Here is an 18,639-nt window from a genome sequence, read left to right as displayed (position 1 = left end):
TTTTGTACAAGTTGCGGATTTGAATCACATGCGGATATGAACGCCGCATGTAATATTCTTCGGGCCGGGGGGCACTCGGTTCCTGCGCGTGGAGGCTTTGGCATCAGCCAGCCGATGAAGTGCGAACCCCTGATTCAATCAGGAATCCTCGGCCTTTAGGCCGGGGAGGATGTCAATTTTGGGTTCTCTTCGGGCAGTTCTGACCACGACTTTTCAAGTTTGGGCAAGAGCTTTTCAAGCTCTTTGCGTCGGTGGGAAAAGCCGTTTGCGGTCAGTCTGGCTTGTTTTGCATTCATTCGAAATTCATGTCGCAACCGCAGTTCCATTTCAGGCCACAAGGGGTCACTCCATAGAACGGACAAAATTCTTAGCGTGCAATTTTGTCCGTTCTATGGAGTGACCCCAATAATGCCTAGGAATTCTTACACGGGCAATTTGCATATAAATACCAAATATAATTGAACATACAGCAAAATTAAAAATCATAGTGAGACAAAGATCAAGACAAGTGAGACCGATTTACAATTTGTCTCACACAAGCTCTCCCTTTTGCTTCAATTCGCTGTTGATCGCCCCAGTTAAATATGCCTTCAGGGGCTTCTTTGCCGTCTTGATTTTATCCCATCGTTTTTCAATGGCCGCGAAGTCAATTTTATCCAAAAGGCCAGCATAATAACAGCCGTTGGCCAGTCCTTTAGCCGTGGACTCGGCGATGCCGTATTTCAGCGTCAGGACTTCAAAGAAGGCCTGAGCCTCTTCCTTTGGTCCTAAACCATCATCCAGGCTGTCATGGGCTATGTCACGGATTAGCTCGCCTGGTTCCATTGTCTTCCGATTCTTGACGATATGGAAAACAACTCCAACTATCTCTTTTCCCCACTTTTTTCGATCCCATTGGACCTCAATGTCAGACGATTTGTTGATGTCCTCAACTGCGGGGGTGATCACTCTTTTGTTGAGATCCACAAATCGCGGATATTTCCCCTGGACGCCGACCACTTCCCGAAATTCGTCAAGGGTCCACTCTTTTTTGCGTTCCGAGGATCGTTTCCATTGGCGCAGGGCTTCATAGAGCCGCCAGGTCGTGGCCCGTTTGAATTGGTACACATCCCGAATTCGGTATTGAGTAAAATTCTCTTTCAATTGGAGAAGATAGGGCTTCAACGACTCGTTGAATTTGAAAGTCAGATTGCCTGCGCCCTTGTGGTATTCCAGGTCAGTGAACCAAAAGGACAGGCGTGTTTTGTCCTTGTCGTCAAACTCTGCCGGCTTTTGGTTGATGGAGATCGCAGTTTGCTTGGCCACGGCGTAAATGTCGTTCGTATTTATGTCAAAAACCTCGGCCATGCGAGCAACACTGAATGTAATATTGTAGAAATTCTCATCTTTTTGAGAGTCAATCAGTGACAGACAAAAGGCCATGAGTCGTAATTCTTGGAGGCCGAACTTGGACAAGATAGGAATCAAATCGTTGTGTTTGGCGATGATCTCTTTTCTGTCTGGTTGCTCGCTCATTTTTACCTCTCGAATTGCAAAAGTGGACACATCGTGTTTTTGTCTCAACAAGAGGCTTAGAAGACAAAGAGAGACAAGTCAAGATGGTTGTCTCAATAAACCCTGTAAGTGTCTCACTTTGACCCTGTAAGTGTCTCACTTTGACCCTGTAAGTGTCTCACTTTGAGCAATTAAAAGGAAGTTTTTCAGCTGGTTGCAAGGGGCTAAAAGTAGGAAAAGTAGCTGAAATATCTACTTTGCTTAAGAAGAGCGAAATATGGCCAATCCTGGCCGCGCTTACGCGCGTAAAGGCAGGCCCCTTGGCCTTGCGGCCAAGCCCCCCGTCGCCTGCGGCTCCTCCTCCACCCAAACGAAAGGCAATGAAGGATGCGCCGAAGGCGCGATATGGAAATGGCCTTCGGCACATACAAAAACCAAAACCAAAGAAACCTTGAGGGCGCGAGTGTCGATTCTGTCGAAGCTGTTAAAACAACCACGCGGCGAGACTTAGTGCGATCTTGACCAGGTGGCCGACCTCTCACCCCTTCGGGCCGGTCGGAGAGCCGCGCTTCGCGCTCCGCATTCCTGGGGTCTGCGACCCCCAGGACCCCCGCTAAGAAATGCTGGAATCTCGAATAGCCGTATTTCTCTCAAATTTCGTCTCTGACACATTTTTCGAGCTCAAGAGACAATGACGTGACAAAACGGAGTTTTCACGATTTTGACCCTTTACAGGCAGAAATTCAGACATTTCCGAGCTGCTGCCGCCTGTACTTCTTTGACCCTTCTTTTGCCGTTGACAAATGTACCAGAATAGGTACTATCTCTGTAAGAGAAACAAAAAAGGAAACTGAATGAAAAAAATTACCGCCAAATTTTATAAAACTGCCAGAGGCAATGAGCCAGTGCGTGATTGGCTCAAATCGCTGCCAGCAATAGAAAAAAAGGCAATCGGTGATGACATCAAAACCACAGAATTCGGCTGGCCAATTGGTATGCCGACATGCAGGATCCTTGGCGGGGGCCTGAATGAAGTCCGAACCGAAGTTGCTGATAAATGGGCCAGAGTCTTTTTTTGCGTGAAAGACAAACTTATGATCTTGCTCCATGGCATCATGAAGACGAGTAACAAGACGCCGAAGCAAGACCTAGATCTGGCTAAAAAACGCATGAAAGAAGTTTTGAAGAAATAACAAAGGAGGAACCCATGAGCGACAAGCACATAGGCTCATCGTTCGATGACTTCCTGATTGAGGAAGGAATCTACGAAGAAGTTACGAGGGCAGCGGTCAAAAGAGTTATTGCTTGGCAAGTTTCGCAGGCCATGGAAGAACAGAATATCTCCAAGACGGCCATGGCCAAAAAGATGCACACAAGCAGATCTGCATTGGATCGACTCCTCGACGCTGGAAATACGTCTGTCACCGTTCAGACTTTGGAAAAGGCGGCAAGCGCCGTCGATAAGCGCCTGGTCATGTGTCTGGTAGACAAAGACGCCAACATTGATGAGGCCTGCGGTATTCCCGCTTTCGCCTAAACACTTAGTCCAGTAAAGTTGAAAGTCCTCTGTCCAACCTGGTCAGGGGGCTTTCCCTTTTAAGGCCTCCGGCGGGCCCCTCCGGGGGCAGCTCGCCGCGTGGCAAGGGGGCAGCCCCTGTTGCTGCTGGCGCTTCGCTGTGGGGGCTGCCGCCCTCCATCGAGCATAGATCGGGTCGACCAGGCGTCAAGGATCGCTTCGCTGGCCAGCGCTTTTATCCCTCCCCTGCGCTTCGCTCCGGTGACCCCTAATAGCGCTGCCCTCCTTGACCCCCGGTAGCCCCTGCTAAGACGCCTTTCTTGCCTATGCCCTATGCAAACCCTATCTAAACCGTATGGGAACAGTACAGATACCGTATAGAAACCGTATTTTCATGCCCTTGACAAACTTCAAGAGAGGGAGTAGGCTCGCGCCTAGCTTTAGCGATGCTTAGCTAGGCGCGAGCCTACTCCCTCTCTTGTTATTATCTAGACTTTTAAAAATCCAACTATTACGCCAAGATAGTCTTGTTGACACCTCTGTCAATAGTGCTTAGCTAATAAGGAAAGGGCGACGGTGTTGGTAGCACCATCGCCCCCGGAGCGGGAATCAAGCTTGACCAGTGGACCCCGCCATAACCATAAGGCTTTTGACTGGCTCCGCTGTGGCAACACAGGCGGAGCCGTGTCGCTTTTGAGGAAGGCGGTTAGCTAAGTGCTAGTCGTCTTCTTCGTTGAGGGATTTAAGGAACTCCGAGGTTGCCCAGATGCCGAAGGCATAAGCACAACCTTTGAGGAGTTCGATCGCTACGATGTACTCGATAGCTTACCTACTCTCCTTCGATCCCCGTCCTGTCCGCAAGTTGTTAACCTGCAATGAGGGTCCATGGCCTGCGGATGTCTACTTATATACCGCTCGATACCCCGAAATGCCAGCCAAAATTATCATCTAAGGGCAAAATGCCCGGAAAGCCTGTTATAGGGTTCATCCGGCTCAAGAGTACTTTTGGCAAAATGAAAGGACATTCATGAGTCGAAGTACGCTTTAGCTGGATGATCATAAAAATTTAGAAACAACTAGGCGGTGGCATTATTCCCTTACTGTGGTAATCAGGTCACATGTTCGGAACTATCCTTCTGACTGCGGCTGCCCTAATGGTGGTTCATCCGGCTAAAGCGTACTTTTGACAAAATGAAAGGACATGGCGTCCAACCGTTGGAAGCATCACCAACCAGCGGGAGGAGTAATCACCATGTCCACGAGTTTCATCTACCACGCGTTCGGCCTGCGAGGCTACGACTACGTTCGGCAGGATTTCATCGCAGGCAACATCATCCTGAAAGTGCAGCCCAAGGATGACTTGATTCGTTGTCCTTGCTGCCATTCCAGAAACATCATTCGCCACGGCTTTGCCGAAAGATGGGTTCAGACTGTGCCCATCGGTTTCAAGCCCGTCTGGCTGGTCATTCCCGTCCAACGGGTAGGATGTCGCAATTGCGGCGTCATTCGTTTGATCGACATTCAGATCGCCGAGTCCAGGCGCTGGTATACGAAAGCCTTTGAGCGATATGCTCTCGCCTTGGCAAAAAAGATGACGATTCAGGATGTTGCCGATCTGCTGGGCGTCGGTTGGGACACCATCAAATCAATCTTCAAGCGCTATCTGTTTCGCCGTTTCTCAAGTCCCAGCCTGGGAAAGATCAAGTATATCGCCATCGACGAAATCAGCGTCCGTAAAGGGCAAAAGTACCTCACGCTGGTCATGGACCTCGAAAGTGGCGCAGTCGTCTTTGTTGGTGAAGGACGAAGTCGAGAAACGCTTACCCCGTTTTGGGAACGTCTCAAGAAGACAAAAGCCAAGATTGCGGCTGTGGCGACGGACATGAACGCAGGCTACATCAGCGCTGTCATGGAGAACTTGCCGAATGCGGCTATCGTGTTTGACCGGTTTCATGTGGTCAAGCTGATGAACGAGAAAATCACGCAGATCCGCCGCCAGCTCTTTCGGGAACTCACCTCGCCACTTGAAAGGAAAGCGGTCAAAGGAACTCGATGGATTCTTCTGAAAAACCCCGAAAATCTGGATGAAAGCCGTGATGAAAAGGAGCGCTTGGATGAAGCGTTGCGGCTGAACAAACCTCTGGCGACAGCCTACTATCTGAAAGAGGATTTGCGGCAACTCTGGTCCCAGCCGAACAAGGCGACGGCAGAGAAAGTCATCAACGACTGGATCGCCAGAGCCGAAGCCTCGGAGATACGCCCTTTGCAGATCATGGCGAGGACGCTTGCCTCGTATCGTTTCGGCATTCTTGCCTATTACGACCATCCCATCTCATCAGGCCCAATCGAGGGAACCAACAACAAGATCAAGACGCTGAAACGACAAGCCTACGGATATCGGGATACCGAGTTCTTCAAGCTCAGGATCATGGGAATTCACGAAGCGAAGTACGCTTTAGCCGGATGAACCCTAATGGTTGGGTACATCTTCTGGCGCATGGGGGGCCTCCCCCTGTTCGACCGCATTTCCTGGCCGATACGCTTGGGCCTCTGTGTCCTGTCCTGGGTCTCCGTCTGGTTGGGCAGAGCGTTTTGTCATGGCCGCGATGAACAATGGGCTTCGGTCATTGAACTTGCTGGAATGAACCTGTTAGTCCGATGAGAAACCCCCCAGCTTTGCTGGGGGACCAGTAAAGTTTGACTTTTGCGGGAATAGTTTAAAGCCTCCCCTGGTGAGCTGCTCAGAGTGAGCACAGGAGAGGCTTTAAATGAAGTGCAATTCAAGCCTATGTCACACTCGGTGGGACTGCAAGTATCACATCGTTTGGATACCGAAATGTCGCCGTAAGATTCTGTTTGGTAGAATTCGGACGTACTTGGGAGAAGTCTTCCATAAGCTGGCAAGACAGCGAGAAAGTGAGATAATGGAAGGGCATTTGTGCAAGGATCATGTGCACATATACATTGCCATACCGCCCAAGTATTCGGTGGCGCAAGTTATTGGTTTTATGAAAGGGAAAAGCGCCATCCACATAGCCCGTGAAGTCCAAGGCCGGGCGCGAGGGTATTCTGGCCAGAGTTTTTGGGCACGTGGATACTTTGTCTCGACCGTTGGCAGAGATGAAAAAGTGATTCGCGAGTACATCCGCAAGCAAGAGCAGGAAGACAAACGAATCGAACAACTGAAATTCCGCCTTTAGGCGGTTCTTAAAGCCGCTTTGAGCGGCTCACAAACTCAAGCCCCCGGCTTTGCCGGGGGTCATGACTCGTCATTTTTCTCACGTTCGTCCTGCTGCTGTTCGTAGACATCATCACCGGATTCGGTTTTTTCATGCCACGCATGACACCCAAGCTGCGGGGGGCGGCGTTCTTGGCCGGACTGCTCCTGTCGGGATTGGCCATGGTGCAAGGGCTACGTTCGCCTGTAATCACGGAGTACGAGGTAGCCCTGCCCGAATTACCGCTCGACATCGACGGTATGGTCATTGCCGGACTGTCGGACCTTCATATCGGCTCCCAACAGGACACGGACTGGCTCAAAGCTCGCATAGAGCAAACCATGTCCATGCAGCCGGACATGATCGTGCTGCTCGGGGACATCTTCGAGGGACACAGCCTAAACTATGACGGATTGCTGCCCGTGCTACGCACCCTTCGCGCACCGTTTGGTGTCTTTGCGGTTCAGGGCAACCACGAGCAATATGGCCGTGAGGGGAATCCCATGCAGCTCATGGCTGATGCCGGATTCAATGTGCTGCTCAACAAGTGGGAGTCCCCGGCATCGGGGCTGATCATAGCCGGAGTGGAGGATCTAACCATCCACTCACGCATGGCAGCAACCGCAGACCCCATAACCGAAACATTGTCAGACCGTCCTGCCGGGTCCACCGTTCTGCTGTCGCACACCCCACTACGCACCGCAGAGGCGGCTGCACAAGGCGTCGGACTGATGCTAAGCGGCCATACCCACGCAGGGCAAGTTTGGCCTTTCGGTTATCTGGTGCGGCTGCGCTACCCACTGCTGGAAGGACGTCACGAGGTCGACTCGATGACAGTCATCATCTGCCGGGGAACCGGCATTTGGGGGCCGCGCATGCGTCTGTGGAGGCCAAGCGAAATCCTGCGGGTCACCTTACGGTCGAAATAACATCACCAAAAGATAAGCAAAAAAACTCTCGCCCGTCATCATCTGCCGGGGAACCGGCATTTGGGGGCCGCGCATGCGTCTGTGGAGGCCAAGCGAAATCCTGCGGGTCACCTTACGGTCGAAATAACATCACCAAAAGATAAGCAAAAAAACTCTCGCCCAGTGTTGTCCGGTTAAGCGACATAGCTCAGTAGCCTGTAATCGTTGTTGATGTTGTCATGGAAGGCGTCGGGTGGTTTGAAGATGTCCTCCATTTCTCGCCGATCGAAGAGGTTGACCTGGAGCAACTGGAACATCTCCTGGAGGCTGAAGGCAACGCTGGACTTGAACTTAAGCCAAGCCAGCATGAGATAGGCGATCATGGCCACGTAGATCTGGCTTAGAACGGCGTTCTCCGAGGTGCCGACAAAGGATTTGAGGCGAAGATTTTGCTTGATGAGCCGGAAGAATGTCTCGATCTGCCAGCGTTCCTTGTAGATGTCGGCGATGGTCTTGGCCGAGAGGTTTAAGTGATTGGTCAGGAATTCGTAGAACTTGCCGGTTTCTGGATCCCTGTAGCCAACCCGCCGAAGGTGCAGTTCCTTGTCTTGGCTGAAGACGACAATCACATGGTCGGAAGTGACGCCAGTGCTTTTCCGAACCGGGTTTCTTTTGAGAACTTTGTACACGGCGTTGGTCTTGAGCCTGGTGACGAAGAACAGCCCCGAGGCGCTGAGGGTCCGAAACCAGGAATAGTTGATGTATGCTTTGTCGAAGACGGCGATGGACCCCTTGGGGAGCCTGAGCATCTTGACCATCTTGGAGTCATGAAGTCGGGCATTGGTGACACGGACAAAGGCAGGCAGGTATCCGTCGTGATCGAGGACTGTATGGATTTTGAGGCCACCCCTTTTAGCCCGATAGGATGCCCATGGAAAGGCGGACAGGCAGAGCTTGATGACCGAGGAATCGAAGCTGTAGAGTTTGGCTTTGAAGCGGAACTTATGCCCAGGAGCCACGGACGAGCAACGCTGGTAGAGCTTGCCGAAAATCGCCTGAAAGAACTCCGCTGGCCGCTTGGAGTTGGCATCGGCAAAGGTCGAGCGTGCCACGCTGCGCAGCCCCAGATGATACATTTGCCTGATGTTGGCACCCAGGCTGCGGATGCCGTCACGCATGCTTTGGCGACCTGCAAGGTGGATGAAGAGCAGGCATGCGAACTGGTTCCACCGGGAAAAACTCCGGAACGCCCTGCCGGTACTGTACTTTTTGGCCAGGGCTTCGAATTCAGTCCGAGGGATCAGGGATAGCACTTGATGAAAGATTGTGTTAGCATGAGCCATGTCCGAAATCTCCTTTTTGTGCAGTGAGTTAGACATCCTCTGCATATCACAAAAAGAGGAGAATTCGGACATTTTTCTTTTTGAAGGGCTGTCAAACATGTCCATCAAATAACCTTCGCCTAGGAAGTGAATGCTCATGCCGAAATCCTGGGATACCAACGGTTCTTAACCGGACAGCAATGTCTCGCCCTTTAACCTCAAATTCTTTGGATCATTCTCGTGGTATGCTTACCTCGTCGTCAAACACTCCGACATCAGCACGCTTGTGACATGCAATACAGTTTGAAAGACCACCAATAGATGTTCTTGAAAACACTGAGGCACTCAACTCATGATGTTCTTTTCTTATTTCAGGAATTTCGGTGATGCGCTTTACAATCCGATTCCCCAAATCCCGGGAAATATCCCTAGCTAATTCTCCTTGAACGTTTTCAGATGCCCCTGATGTAAGATAGGTTTCGAGCTCTTCGGCATCCTTGGTGTCTAAACTAAGATCTTCGCCGAAATGCTCACTCGCCCCCTGAATCAAAGCAGCCCACGAGGCCGAATTTAGCAACCCCGGCGGATAGGCCATGTGGCATGAACCGCAAACCGATAGGTAGAGCTCATTTTTAGGGCTGGGCACGGCATCTTCTACCTCCTCTCGATCGTGGTGGTCTTTACGGTGTTTACGACGATCATTATGGTCATCTGCCAAGGCAACAATACTCGATAGAAAACAAGTAATCATTATGAGTCCCACCAAGAGCTTTGACTTACACATGGTTTTCCCTTTTTTTTCATCAAGCAACATACTGATTTTATTCAAACACTTAGCGCTGAGGATAGTATTTTGAATACCATACCTCTAGGGGATAAAAAAGTCCACAAAAAGAAACAAACATCATAAATCACCCCGTCAGGATAAACCGGGACTCATGGATGCCCATGATTCTGAGTTTAAAGAACTCCTTGTCCCGGTAGCCGTAGGCCTGCCGTTTCATGGTTTTGATCTTGTTATTGGAGCCTTCCATCGGGCCTGACGAAATGGGATGATCATACCAAGCCAGAATGCCGAACCTGAATTTTACCATGGTATTGCCCATCTTCACCAGTGGGCCGATCCCTGACGTAGTTGCACGGGCAATCCAGTCGTCCAGGAAAACAAAGGCTTTTGCTTTGTCCGATTGACTCCAAATTTGCCGCAGATCTTCCTTCATATAATAGGCCGTGGCCAATGGCTCATTGAATCGCAGAGCTTCTTTCAATCGTTCCGGTTCATTGCGTTTCTTATTCAGATTTTCTGGATTTTTCAATAGAATCCAGCGACTTCCTTTGAGAACTTCCCGCCCTGGCATGTTTTCCAACTCCTGGAAAATCTTGCGTCGAATCTCTGTCAGTTTGTCGTTCATGAGCTTCACCACGTGGAAATGATCGAACACCAGTGGGACACCTGGAAGGTGGGTCATAACTGCGCTGATGTATGCTATACTCAGATCTGTAGCGACCGCTTGAACCATTGCGCTTGAACGCTTCAGCCGCTTCCAGAATGGATCCAGTGCCTCCGCGCCCTTGCCGTCTCCCACAAATACGATTGCGCCACTTTCAAGGTCCATAACTAGGGTCAAATATTTGTGCCCTTTGCGGACGCTGATTTCATCGATGGCGATATACTTGAGGCCGGACAGAGACGGATTGCCGAAACGACGCTGGAGGTGACGTTTAAAGATGGACTTGATTCCGTCCCACAGAAGTGGGTTCAGGAAACTGGACCACGAGCTAAGGTGGACGTAAGAAGCCCAAAGGAGGCTTTTGATGTCCAGGAAAAGAAGGAACTTTACCGCCGAATTCAAGACCCGTGTCGCGTTGGATGCCTTGTCCGGCGAACACACCCTGTCCGAGCTCGCCAGCAGGTACGGCGTGCATCCCAACCAGGTTTCCCAGTGGAAGAAGCAGGCCAAGGAGCAGATCGTAGCTGGCTTTGCGGGCAAGGCCCAAAAGACCCAACAAAGCGATGAGGCCCGGATAAAAGAGCTTCACGCCAAGATCGGCCAGCTCACGGTGGAGAAGGATTTTTTGCAACAAGCCTTCGCAAAGATATGAGCTGCGAGCGAAGGCGAGACATCGTCGACAAGGGGCATCCGATGCTCAGTGTTCGACGGCAGTGCGAAATCCTCAAGCTGCACCGCTCAACGTACTATTACCAGCCGATCGGCGAGTCCGCGTCCAACTTGGCGCTCATGAAGCGCATCGACGAGTTGTTCCTGGAGTTGCCGTTCTTCGGCTCCCGGCAGATGCGCAACATCCTGCGCGATGAGGGCCATCAACTCGGGCGCAATCGCGTCCGGCGGCTCATGCGCAAGATGGGGTTGATGGCGGTCTATCAGAAGCCGCGAACCAGCCAGCCTCATCCGCAGCACAAGACGTATCCGTATCTGCTGCGCGGCAAGGCGATCACGAGGCCGAACCAGGTGTGGTGCGCCGACATCACGTACATCCCGATGAAGCGGGGCTTCCTGTACCTCGTGGCGATCATGGACTGGCACAGCCGCGCGGTGCTCTCCTGGCGGCTGTCGAACACCATGGAAGCGGACTTCTGCGTGTCCGCCCTGGAGGAGGCCCTGAACCGCTACGGCGTGCCCGAAATCTTCAACACGGACCAAGGCTCGCAGTTTACGAGCTACGAGTTCACACGGACGCTCCGGGAAGCCGGAGCCCGCATCTCCATGGACGGCCGCGGCCGCTGGATGGACAACGTCATGATCGAACGCCTGTGGCGATCACTGAAATACGAATGCGTGTATCTGCGGGAATTGGAAACGGGAAGCGAGTTGCGGCAGGCCCTGGCCTGGTGGATCGATTTCTACAACAACCGCCGCCCACACAAGGCGTTTGACGGCAGAAAGCCGATGGAGATATATCAGGAAGGCCCCAAGCCAGAGGGGGTACCCCCTCTGGCTTGGCCCCACAAGGCGGCGTAGCCTATGAAACTGTCCACCTTAAATTCGCCGCTGACTGGTCCAAGGAAGTGAACCCACTTCTCACCCGATACCGAGTAAGGCAGATGCATCAAGCATGGTCATCATCTTGGTGAGTGCCAATGCGAATCGCTCAAAAGCCCTTGTGTACCAACGCCTCGGCTCGGCAATCTTCAGGTCGATTCGTCGAACACAGCCACACTTCCGACATTCTACTCGCGGAGCCTCCACACACAGCCAAACAGGTTTGAAGCCGATGGGAACGGTCCTGAGCCACCTCTCAAATGACCCACGTCGAACGACCTCTTGGCTTTTACATTCCGGACATCTGACCAGTTTCGGCTTGGGCCGGACATCAAAGATAATGTTCCCGGCCACAAACGACTGCCGAACATAGTCGAAGCCGGTCAGACCGAAGGCGTGATACATCAAACTCGTGGACATGGTGGTTCTTCCTCCCGATGGTTGGTGGTACTTCCATCGGTTGGACGCCATGTCCTTTCATTTTGTCAAAAGTACTCTTGAGCCGGATGAACCTGTTATAGCGGGATTTTTTCGGCTAGGAATGAGCTTCATCTGCTGTTAAGAGAACCAAAAGGTTTGGATGAAAATTTTAATCCAATGAGAAATCCCCCGGCTCTGCCGGGGGACCGTAAGAGTTCTACTTATGCGGGAGTCATTCTTGGCGTAAGCCCCTCAACAAACGACAGTGTCTATGGAGTGTTACCCATGGTTTTCGGGCCTCGAAATGGCTGGCAATGGCAATATGTAAAGAACAAGGGACTGCTGTCGAAGAACCGCTCTTTCCGCCTTTAGGCGGTTCTTAAAGCCGCTTTGAGCGGCTCACAAGCTCAAGCCCCCGGCTTTGCCGGGGGTATCTGACTTGCCTGCACCACAGGGGCAGCAATGAGCAATGTGTAGCCGGCGACCTTCCATCTTGTAACCGTTTTTTCAATTGCCGAATCTAGGCCTCCTAATAGGTTTTTAGTTGCATCAGGTAAGGGCGTTTTCTTGTCGGCTATTCGTAGAAAAATTGTACCGAGAGTGACGAAAGCTAAAGAAGCAATTTCAAGGTATTCAGGCCAGTTATTCATTTCGGTCTCCATAATTGCCTACTTGTTCAAAGGCATGTTAATGGCACTAAAAATATAAAAATTAAGGGGCTGTCCTAGCTAAGCACTCCGCTTAGGCTTAGGATGGCATCATGTACGAAAGGAAAAGCAGGCTCAGCCCACAGAAGCGGGCCAGGCTCATTGAGCACTTCATTGCCGGCACAACGGCACGTGCTGCCGCTCAACTGGTGGACGTCAACAAGAACACGGCGGCCACGTTTTTCACTCGGCTGAGGAAAATCATTGCCGATGAGATGGAAAAGGCATCGCCATTCGACGGTGAGATTGAAGTTGATGAGAGCTACTTCGGAGGAGTCAGGAAAGGCAAGCGCGGTCGAGGTGCTGCAGGGAAAGTCCCTGTTTTCGGCTTGTTGAAGCGTGGAGGGCGGGTTTATACGGTCATGATCCCAAACGCCCGGAGCACGACACTTCTCCCCATCATGGAGCGTATGATCTTGCCGGACAGTATCGTGTACACTGACGCTTTCAGAAGCTATGATGCGCTGGATGTCTCGGACTTCCACCATGTGCGGATCAATCACTCTGAAAGGTTCGTGGACAGGCAAAACCACATCAATGGGATTGAGAACTTTTGGAACCAAGCCAAGCGCCACCTCCGCCGGTTCAACGGCATCCCCAGGGACAGTTTTTTCCTGTTCCCTAAATCCGTGAAAAAGTTGCATTGAATATACAGTTTTGAAACATTTTGTGGTTGAAATAAATCAATGATACCGGTATATTGGACTTGCTTTTCCTGAATGAGTTTTTGCACCCATTGGGTGCGACAGGAGGTTGCAATGCTCATCACCGATATCAAGCGAAACGAAGGAAACAACATTGGCCACGTCGGCCTGGCTCTGATCGGCGAGATGGCCAGGGTGTGCGGTCTGGATACACTGGTCGACCGTCTTGGGCCTGGAAAAGCTCCGCAGATCAAGGAGCGTGAAATTTTCCGCACATTGGTCGGCCTCATGTGCCAAGGCAAAACGGATTTCGACCATGTTCGTGAGTACTACGGCGACGATTTCTTCGCGACCAGCCTTGGCCTTGGACGCGTTCCTTCCGCCGAAATTTTGCGGCAACGGTTTCAGCGGATCGCCTTGGAAACTGACCTGGATGCCCAGTTGCCCCGCTGCTCGGTCGAACTGTGGAAGAAGACCGGAATGCAGCCTGAACTCATTGAAATGACCAGGGACGACAACAAGAAAGAGCACTGGGTGCGCCTTGATATCGACGTCAGCATTTTTGATAACGCCGACACCGAGAAGGAAGGTGCCAGCGCGACGTACGACAAGAGATTCGGCTTCGCTCCGATCTTTGCTCATCTTGGTGGCGGCTGGATGGTCAACGGCAAGCTTCGCCCCGGGTCGAGCCATTCCAGTTGCGAGGGCACGGATGAGTTCATCCTGGAGAGCCTCGGGTACGCCAAGTCCATGGTGGATGCGAACATCCTCGTGGTGGCCGACAGCGGATTTGACAGCAAGGAGCGTCTGGAGACTCTGTGCACGCAGGCGCGCACCGGCTTCATCATCAAGCACAATCTGCGCAGGGAGCCGGTGACCGGCTGGCTCGCCACGGCCAAGGAGCACGCGCAGAAAGTAGAGAATTTCGTAACGTCCCGAGAAAAAGGTCGGATCTACCGGGGCTTCGTGATGCGTGAGATCGGCAAAAAGAAAAGGCCGGTCCGCCAGATTTTCGAGGTCACGGAAGTGTTGAGCAAGGACGGTGTGTTCATGATGATTCCAGAGGTCCGCGTCTGCGTATTGTGGACTAACCTGGAATTTGATGCCGACCAGGCTTTGAAACTGTATCGCAAGCGGGGCACCAGCGAGCAGCATCACGGGGAATTCAAGACCGAGATGGACATGGAACGCCTGCCGTCGGGCAAGTTTGCCGTGAATGCCGCCTTCCTGCGCTTGGGCATGCTGGTCTACAACATGCTTCGGGTAGCCTCCGTGGACTTGGTTGTGGCTCGGATGCTGGGGCTGAAAAAAGCCAACCGTCGCAGAACCAAGACGGTCATGCGGAGCATGATGAGCATTTGTGCTCGGATCACCCGCCATGCACGCAAGGTAATCCTGCATGTCTCCTGCCCGGAGCCATGGTTCAAGGTGGTCTCTGACCTGTTCTATCGTCTCAAGACGGCGTAACGAGATGGTCATTAGGCTGCATTCCTAGGAGTAGTGCGTCTGAAAACTGCGAAAAGTCGGTTCTCAGAGCTTGCGAAGCGACAATGGTCCTTCAGTTGAAAATTTTCAGGTCGAAAGTCGCCTGGATTTTCGAAAAATATGGTTGAAATTTCGAGCCAACAACGTTGGCAACACTTATTCACGGATTCAGGTTTAAATATAAATTTTGTCGGCCCCGATGGCGACAAGGAGTGAAGGGGAGAGTCTATCTGGAGTGTAAGTCCTCTGTCCAACCTGGTCAGGGGGCTTTCCCTTTTAAGGCCTCCGGCGGCCCTCCGGGGGCAGCTCGCCGCGTGGCAAGGGGTCAGCCCCTGTTGCTGCGCTGGCGCTTCGCTGTGGGGGCTGACGCCCTCCATCGAGCATAGATCGGGTCGACCAGGCGTCAAGGATCGCTTCGCTGGCCAGCGCTTTTATCCCTCCCCTGCGCTTCGCTTCGGTGAGCATAATCGCGCTGCCCTCCTTGACCCCCGGTAGCCCCTGCCAAGACGCTCTACTTGTGCCCGGGAAAATTGCGCTGACCACAATTCTCTTACTTTTCTTGAGTAAAAGGGGTTGCATTGTGTATGTAACTCAAACCGCTGTTTGTGAACGTCAGCCATCAGTGTGCGATTTATCAAGTTAAAGGAGTGACCCTGTTGTGAAGAAGTGTCTATTTATATTGTGTATTTTGCTTGGTATTGCTGCCGGGCTTGGTGCCAGCGTCGGAATAAATTTGCTGATGCCTTACAAGCTCAGAGATTTGACATTCGTAGGTATGGGGTTGTTCGTAGGCTCTTCTGTTGGTGGATTTTCATATTTATTTTTTACTCAAACCAAGCCCTTGAGGAAGCACTGGCTGTTGATGAATTTCGGTTTTTTTGCCGGGTTTGGGTACGATCTTGTCGGGTTTCTTTGGGCTGTGATCTATGAAGCAACACAAAATTTCTTTTTGAGCTTTGCTTCGTTCGTTCCAATTGTACCATTCGGTTTTTATGCCTACCGGCTGCTGAGAGAAATACAGTCTGAGGAGTATGATCAACAGCAAGCCCGGCTGAATCAACTTCATGAAAAAAATATTAAATCAGAATAGGGTGTACCCCAACTAAACAGACTGGCCAGTCTGAAAAAGTGTTAATTTAGAGTCCAATCTTTTTTTTGTGAACGCTTTCCGGTTGGGATCTAGACTTGTCTTTACTGGGTGTGTATGATTCAAAAAAAGGAGGCGCACATGCCTGACGTTCTTCTCCTGGGCGAAACGCACCACATGCGGCCCGACATTTATCAACTGGCCAAGACGCTCTACCGTGACGAGATCTCGGCCAAGCTCGATGAGCTGGCCCATGCTGCCACGCTCAAAGGCCTGGCCGGTGATGACATGCTGCTCCATGTCATGCAGGAAGTGTACAGAGCTGCCAGAGACGCCAAAATTCCCGGCTGGCGCAAGATATAACCGCCATGGAATTTTCACCGCTTAAAACCGCAACTGTACTAGCAAATCTCAGACACCGGATACAGTTCAGCGAGGCTGAGTTATTGTCTATCCTGCGAAGCGGAGACGCTTCAGCGACTGTGGAAGTGGTGATAACGGACTTTTTTGACGAACTAGATAAAATGCCGGGGCTGTTGGACCGGCTCATTGATTCGGCAGGCCTCGACCGCGAGAAGGTCATGGCCATGAAAGAGAGGCTTCAAAAATGAATGTTGGATATGTGCGAGTTTCAACGGTCGAACAGAATCCGGATCGCCAGCTCGAAGGGCTAACGCGCCGGGCCCAGCTCGACAAACTATTTCAAGACCAGGCCAGCGCCGGCAGTACCGACCGCCCGGGCCTTGATGCTGCCCTGTCCTTCGTCAGGGCCGGTGACGTGCTTCATGTGCATTCCATCGACCGGCTCGCTCGGAATCTTCAGGACCTGCAAGGGATCGTGCAGGATCTCAACGGGCGTGGCGTGGCCATCGTCTTCAACCGCGAAGGCCTCACCTTTGAGGCCGACGAGAAGGGCGATCCCATGGGACGGCTCATGCTACAAATGATGGGCGCTTTCGCCGAGTTCGAGCGGTCACTGATCCGCGAGCGCCAGGCCGAAGGAATTGCCCGGGCCAAGGCCAAGGGCGTTTATAAAGGCCGGAAACGGCAGCTCACCGATGACCAGGTGGCCGAGATCCTGGAGAGGAAGGAGGCTGGGGAGCGCGTGGCCGCGCTTGCAAGAGAGTACGGCGTCAGCCGCACGACAGTTTACACCAGGCTTCAGGAGGTCGGCGTATGAAGAAATCCATATCCCTGGACGATCTCAAACTGGCCGCAGCCACACAATATATGTGGCTCACGCTTCTATGATCAACGTTTTTCGATCTTGGTCCGAGCGTAGTATGAAAGATTCATGTCCTCATCGGTGCGGAAAAAGGCAGCGAAATTGTGATCCTTGACATTCCAAATCTCAATATCGGTCGGCGCACCGTCAGCAAAAGAATAGAGCTGGACCTCAATTTGTGCTTTTGAGATCTCATTCAATATTTGCCCCTGGAATTGAATTTGGCCATTTACTTCTGTGTGAAAAAAGAGACCCTTGATGTCCATGCTTTCCTCCGGTTTTTAATTATGGGTATTAGATAGTTATGCAAACCGCTTTCGTATCTCCGAATCCTCGCCTTTTTCCAAATCCGCGAACATGATATCAAGCGCGATCTCGACCATGGCGCTCTTGCTTTTGACTGGCAAACCGTCAAGCCTCGCACGTAACCAGGCCGCCTCAAGTCGCTCCTGGCGAAGCTCAGAAATATAATAGCCAACTTTTATTTTTTCTTCCTTTCTTCTCGTAGAATAACTAGAAGAATGTTTTTCGCTTATGCCTTTTGAGACAGTCTTTTTTGACTTCTTTTCTTCTAGTTCTTCTTTTCTTCCAAGAGCTGACTCAATAGGGTCAATGTCGTCACCAAACATATCCGGCATCGTCTCTTTCTTCTTTTTAACCATCGCTCTTTATCCTCCTGGCCAGTCGTGCGTAGTCTTCAGCGCCGGCCGCTTGTTTGCTGTATTCGAAAATGGTCTGGCCGAAGGATACGGCCTCGGACAACTTGACGTTGATCCGGATCGGATCACAGAGCTTGCCGTCAAAATGCTTCTTGAGCTGCTCCATGAATTCGCCCGTCTGGCGGTTTCTTTGGTCCACCATCGTGGGCAGAATGTAGTTGAGATCAAGGGCGGGGTTATGCTTTTTCGCCGCCTTCACATAGAGGAGAAACTCCTTCAGCCCGTCCAAGGCCGCGCCTTCGAGCTTTACCGGCGTCAGGATCTCATCGGCGCAGCATAGGATGTTGACCGAGAGAATGTCCCACCCCGGCGCACAGTCGAAAATGAGATAATCAAGCACGTCCTCGCGTGGCTTCAGCTTGCTGGCCAGGATACGCTCTCGGCCTTCCCTTGGCTGTTCGCCAAGCCAGTTCTTCAGCTCGACGAGAGGCATCCCGCCAGCGAGCAGGTAAAGATTCTTCCGCGCTGGGTATATGGCTTCCTTCCGATGGATACCGCCAGCTCCGGTCAGGAATTCATAGAGTCCATATGGCGGCTCAACGCCCAGGAATTTCGCCGCCTGCCCCTGTGTGTCAGCGTCGACCAGCAACACCTTTTTGCCCGTGCTGGCCAGTCGAGCAGCCAGGTTGACGGCGGTGGTTGTTTTGCCGACTCCACCTTTGGAAACTGCAACGGCTATTCTTCTCATTCTTCTAGTTCCTCCATTCTTCTAAGTCAGAAATAAACGTATGGCATACAAATGTCAAGGTCAGTTCTTTCTAGAATTAGAAGAATTCTCGAATTTATTGACAAGGGCAATGGAGTGGAGTATTTTTGAATCACCTATGATGTGTGATAAAGAGATATGGACTCTCTCAGAGGCTGAGAAAAAACGCTCAGAATCGAAATTTGA

General features: G+C 51.7%; 20 protein-coding genes and 2 pseudogenes. 12 read left to right on the top strand and 10 right to left on the bottom strand.

Annotation, left to right across the window (positions count from 1 at the left end; all coding sequences use genetic code 11):
* Window positions 1-155 precede the first annotated feature (155 nt).
* Together DPRO_RS19835 and DPRO_RS19830 are read right to left on the bottom strand one after the other, a co-directional pair.
* On the bottom strand, window positions 156-296 hold the full coding sequence (locus DPRO_RS19835; RefSeq protein ID WP_157917581.1) for a hypothetical protein: 141 nt from the start codon (window positions 294-296) through the stop codon (window positions 156-158).
* 235 nt (window positions 297-531) lie between these two features.
* The gene (locus DPRO_RS19830; protein WP_097013851.1) at window positions 532-1,515 is read right to left on the bottom strand and encodes a replication initiation protein; all 984 of its coding nucleotides are present in this window, start codon (window positions 1,513-1,515) and stop codon (window positions 532-534) included.
* An 833-nt stretch (window positions 1,516-2,348) separates the two neighbouring features.
* On the opposite strand from DPRO_RS19830, the gene DPRO_RS19825 reads away from it, so the two are divergent.
* The 5 genes from DPRO_RS19825 (at window position 2,349) to DPRO_RS19800 (ending at window position 7,157) form a co-directional block, all read left to right on the top strand.
* A complete protein-coding gene (locus DPRO_RS19825; RefSeq protein WP_097013850.1) occupies window positions 2,349-2,687 on the top strand; it encodes a type II toxin-antitoxin system RelE/ParE family toxin in 339 nt (112 codons plus the stop codon).
* A gap of 14 nt (window positions 2,688-2,701) precedes the next feature.
* Window positions 2,702-3,031 carry a helix-turn-helix domain-containing protein gene (locus DPRO_RS19820; protein ID WP_097013849.1) on the top strand — a complete coding sequence of 110 codons (330 nt, stop codon included), beginning with the start codon at window positions 2,702-2,704 and terminating at the stop codon, window positions 3,029-3,031.
* Window positions 3,032-4,262: 1,231 nt separating this feature from the next.
* Window positions 4,263-5,477, top strand: a complete 1,215-nt coding sequence (locus DPRO_RS19815; RefSeq protein ID WP_097010316.1) for an ISL3 family transposase — start codon at window positions 4,263-4,265, stop codon at window positions 5,475-5,477.
* 301 nt (window positions 5,478-5,778) lie between these two features.
* The gene (gene tnpA / locus DPRO_RS19805) at window positions 5,779-6,210 is read left to right on the top strand and encodes an IS200/IS605 family transposase (protein ID WP_097013847.1); all 432 of its coding nucleotides are present in this window, start codon (window positions 5,779-5,781) and stop codon (window positions 6,208-6,210) included.
* Between the two features lie 131 nt (window positions 6,211-6,341).
* Window positions 6,342-7,157 carry a metallophosphoesterase gene (locus DPRO_RS19800; RefSeq protein WP_232005810.1) on the top strand — a complete coding sequence of 272 codons (816 nt, stop codon included), beginning with the start codon at window positions 6,342-6,344 and terminating at the stop codon, window positions 7,155-7,157.
* A gap of 173 nt (window positions 7,158-7,330) precedes the next feature.
* Here the strand turns inward: DPRO_RS19800 and DPRO_RS19795 are convergent, their stop codons facing one another.
* The 3 genes and pseudogenes from DPRO_RS19795 to DPRO_RS19785 form a co-directional block, all read right to left on the bottom strand.
* Entirely contained in the window at window positions 7,331-8,479 is a 1,149-nt protein-coding gene (locus DPRO_RS19795) for an IS4 family transposase (RefSeq protein WP_157917345.1), read from the bottom strand.
* A gap of 211 nt (window positions 8,480-8,690) precedes the next feature.
* The gene (locus DPRO_RS19790) at window positions 8,691-9,272 is read right to left on the bottom strand and encodes a diheme cytochrome c (protein ID WP_097013846.1); all 582 of its coding nucleotides are present in this window, start codon (window positions 9,270-9,272) and stop codon (window positions 8,691-8,693) included.
* Window positions 9,273-9,369: 97 nt separating this feature from the next.
* Window positions 9,370-10,206 (bottom strand): annotated as a pseudogene (locus DPRO_RS19785) (ISL3 family transposase); the annotation flags it as partial.
* 67 nt (window positions 10,207-10,273) lie between these two features.
* Here DPRO_RS19785 and DPRO_RS19780 point away from each other — a divergent pair.
* Window positions 10,274-11,439 (top strand): IS3 family transposase gene (locus tag DPRO_RS19780; RefSeq protein ID WP_097010545.1). Its coding sequence is split into 2 segments (ribosomal slippage): window positions 10,274-10,549 and window positions 10,552-11,439, totalling 1,164 coding nucleotides; the frame shifts between segments, so codons are not numbered across the junction.
* 63 nt (window positions 11,440-11,502) lie between these two features.
* Here DPRO_RS19780 and DPRO_RS19775 read toward each other — a convergent pair.
* Window positions 11,503-11,880, bottom strand: a pseudogene (locus DPRO_RS19775) (transposase family protein); the annotation flags it as partial.
* 407 nt (window positions 11,881-12,287) lie between these two features.
* Window positions 12,288-12,530 carry a hypothetical protein gene (locus DPRO_RS19770; protein WP_097013845.1) on the bottom strand — a complete coding sequence of 81 codons (243 nt, stop codon included), beginning with the start codon at window positions 12,528-12,530 and terminating at the stop codon, window positions 12,288-12,290.
* Between the two features lie 110 nt (window positions 12,531-12,640).
* On the opposite strand from DPRO_RS19770, the gene DPRO_RS19765 reads away from it, so the two are divergent.
* The 6 genes from DPRO_RS19765 to DPRO_RS19735 all read left to right on the top strand — a co-directional run bounded on the left by DPRO_RS19765 (window position 12,641) and on the right by DPRO_RS19735 (window position 16,983).
* Window positions 12,641-13,234: an IS1595 family transposase gene (locus tag DPRO_RS19765; RefSeq protein ID WP_097013844.1), complete on the top strand. Its 594-nt coding sequence runs from the start codon at window positions 12,641-12,643 to the stop codon at window positions 13,232-13,234.
* Window positions 13,235-13,345: 111 nt separating this feature from the next.
* A complete protein-coding gene (locus DPRO_RS19760; RefSeq protein WP_097013843.1) occupies window positions 13,346-14,698 on the top strand; it encodes an IS1380 family transposase in 1,353 nt (450 codons plus the stop codon).
* 676 nt (window positions 14,699-15,374) lie between these two features.
* Window positions 15,375-15,806, top strand: a complete 432-nt coding sequence (locus tag DPRO_RS19750; protein ID WP_097013841.1) for a hypothetical protein — start codon at window positions 15,375-15,377, stop codon at window positions 15,804-15,806.
* 138 nt (window positions 15,807-15,944) lie between these two features.
* Window positions 15,945-16,166 (top strand): hypothetical protein, encoded by a 222-nt coding sequence (locus DPRO_RS19745; protein WP_097013840.1) that lies wholly within the window; start codon window positions 15,945-15,947, stop codon window positions 16,164-16,166.
* A 5-nt stretch (window positions 16,167-16,171) separates the two neighbouring features.
* Entirely contained in the window at window positions 16,172-16,414 is a 243-nt protein-coding gene (locus tag DPRO_RS19740) for a hypothetical protein (protein WP_097013839.1), read from the top strand.
* A complete protein-coding gene (locus DPRO_RS19735) occupies window positions 16,411-16,983 on the top strand; it encodes a recombinase family protein (protein WP_097013838.1) in 573 nt (190 codons plus the stop codon). The genes DPRO_RS19740 and DPRO_RS19735 overlap by 4 nt, the downstream gene beginning before the upstream one ends.
* Before the next feature lie 71 nt (window positions 16,984-17,054).
* Here DPRO_RS19735 and DPRO_RS19730 read toward each other — a convergent pair whose 3' ends face one another.
* From DPRO_RS19730 to DPRO_RS19720, 3 genes are read right to left on the bottom strand one after another with little or no spacing between them, the layout of a single operon-like run.
* Window positions 17,055-17,294 (bottom strand): hypothetical protein, encoded by a 240-nt coding sequence (locus DPRO_RS19730; RefSeq protein WP_097013837.1) that lies wholly within the window; start codon window positions 17,292-17,294, stop codon window positions 17,055-17,057.
* 36 nt (window positions 17,295-17,330) lie between these two features.
* Complete coding sequence (locus DPRO_RS19725; protein ID WP_097013836.1) at window positions 17,331-17,690, bottom strand: hypothetical protein; 360 nt, start codon at window positions 17,688-17,690, stop codon at window positions 17,331-17,333.
* Window positions 17,683-18,435 (bottom strand): ParA family protein, encoded by a 753-nt coding sequence (locus DPRO_RS19720; protein WP_097013835.1) that lies wholly within the window; start codon window positions 18,433-18,435, stop codon window positions 17,683-17,685. Before DPRO_RS19720 ends, DPRO_RS19725 begins: the two co-directional genes overlap by 8 nt.
* Window positions 18,436-18,639: the final 204 nt, after the last annotated feature.

This window comes from Pseudodesulfovibrio profundus (assembly GCF_900217235.1).
Taxonomy (GTDB): Bacteria; Desulfobacterota; Desulfovibrionia; order Desulfovibrionales; family Desulfovibrionaceae; genus Pseudodesulfovibrio; species Pseudodesulfovibrio profundus.
This window is presented reverse-complemented; position numbering and strand designations above follow the sequence as displayed.